The 1,753-nt window shown below is 62.6% G+C and carries 2 protein-coding genes; one reads left to right on the forward strand and one right to left on the reverse strand.

Annotated features, from left to right (window positions below):
* Nucleotides 1-13 precede the first annotated feature (13 nt).
* A complete protein-coding gene (locus OC610_RS26900; RefSeq protein WP_264432320.1) occupies nt 14-457 on the reverse strand; it encodes a MarR family winged helix-turn-helix transcriptional regulator in 444 nt (147 codons plus the stop codon).
* A gap of 82 nt (nt 458-539) precedes the next feature.
* Here OC610_RS26900 and OC610_RS26905 point away from each other — a divergent pair, with 82 nt between their 5' ends.
* The gene (locus tag OC610_RS26905; protein WP_264432323.1) at nt 540-1,706 is read left to right on the forward strand and encodes an aminotransferase-like domain-containing protein; all 1,167 of its coding nucleotides are present in this window, start codon (nt 540-542) and stop codon (nt 1,704-1,706) included.
* Nucleotides 1,707-1,753 lie beyond the last annotated feature (47 nt).

A 1,753-nucleotide genomic window follows, 5' to 3' on the forward strand; every position in this document is an offset into this window, starting at 1 on the left:
CGAAACGAGTTCGTTAGTCGGGGTCGCCAGCCTTGCCCAGCGCCAGATTCACCGCCAGCCATCCATCCACTGCCGCTTCCCCCGCCTCGGCAAACACCCGTTCCAGCAATTTCACCTGTTCACGGCGCAGCGCCTGTTCGAATCGCTGGCCCTCCGCCGTCAATTCCAGCAGCCGCTTACGCTTGTCGGTCTCGGACGCGACGCTGCTGACCAGGTGCATCTCCATCAATTGCCGCAAGGGCATGTTCAGCGCCTGCTTGGTCACGCCCAGCAATGCCAGCAGTTCCTTCACGCTCAAGGAGGGGTAGCGGGCGATGAAAAAAACGATGCGCTGGTGCACCCGGCTCAGCCCGCGACGCTCGAGCATTTCATCGGCCTTGGCGGTGAACGCCTGGTAACCGAAGAAGAACGCTTCCATGGCCATTTGTTGGGAGGTCGGGTTTTTAAGGTCAAGCATATTGACGTTTCCAGGGGCGGCGAGGTAATTTCGGTCAAACAGTTTGACTCATTTTTCCAAGGCCTCGCTACAGGTGACCCCCATGGCTTTTTCCGAACGTGTCTCGCGCCTCAAAAGCTCTTTGATTCGAGAAATCCTCGCTGCGGCGCAGCGCCCGGAAGTAATGTCCTTTGCCGGCGGCCTGCCGGCCGAAGCCATGCTGCCGAAGGTGGAGTGGGAAGCGATGCCGCTGTCCATGGGCCAATACGGCATGAGCGAGGGCGAGCCGGCCCTGCGCGAAGCGCTGGCGGCGCAGGCGCGGTCGTTGGGCCTGGCTTGCGAGGCGAGCCAGGTGCTGGTGGTCAGCGGTTCCCAGCAAACCCTCGACCTGGCGGCCAAGTTGCACATCGACGTCGGCACCGAAGTCATGCTCGAAGCGCCGACTTATCTCGCCGCCTTGCAGATTTTTCAGCTGTTCGGCGCCGACTGCATCACCGTCCCCCTTGAGGCGGACGGCCCGGACCTGGCGCACATGCGGGCTCGGCTGGAGCGGCATCGACCGGCCTTCATCTACCTGATTCCAACGTTCCAGAACCCATCAGCGGTGTGCTACAGCGAGGCCAAGCGCGATGCGGTGGCGGCGCTGCTGGATGAGTTCGGCGTGACGCTGATCGAAGACGAACCTTACCGCGAGCTGACCTTCGACGGCGGCAGCGCCACGCCTATTGCCAGTCGCTTGAAGAAGGCCAGTTGGATCTACACCGGCACTGTGTCGAAAACCCTGTTGCCGGGCCTGCGGGTGGGTTACCTGATCGCCAGCCCGGACTTGTTCCCAAACCTGCTGCGGCTCAAGCAATCGGCGGACCTGCATACCAATCGCATCGGCCAGTGGCAGGCGCTGCAGTGGATTGGCGCCGAGCAGTATCGCAGCCACCTGCAAGAACTGAGGGATTTCTACCGGGATCGGCGCGATCGGTTCCAGGCTGCGCTGCAGCGGCACTTTTCCGATATCGCGGACTGGAACATGCCGCAGGGCGGGTTGTTTTTCTGGCTGACGCTCAAGCAACCGCTGGACACCCGGACCTTGCTTGCAGCAGCGTTGGCGGTCGACGTGGCGTTCATGCCGGGGGAACCGTTCTTCCCTGAGCCGGACAAGCATCTTGGGCACTTGCGGTTGAACTTCAGCCATATCGATCCGGCGCGGCTGGATGAAGGGCTCAAGCGGCTGGCGGGGGTGGTACGGGGGGCCTTGGCGGCCAGGGCAGCCTGAGATATCCAGTGGATGGGCCGATCCCATCGCGAGCAAGCTCGCTCCCA

Source organism: Pseudomonas agronomica (assembly GCF_025917275.1).
Taxonomy (GTDB): Bacteria; Pseudomonadota; Gammaproteobacteria; order Pseudomonadales; family Pseudomonadaceae; genus Aquipseudomonas; species Aquipseudomonas agronomica.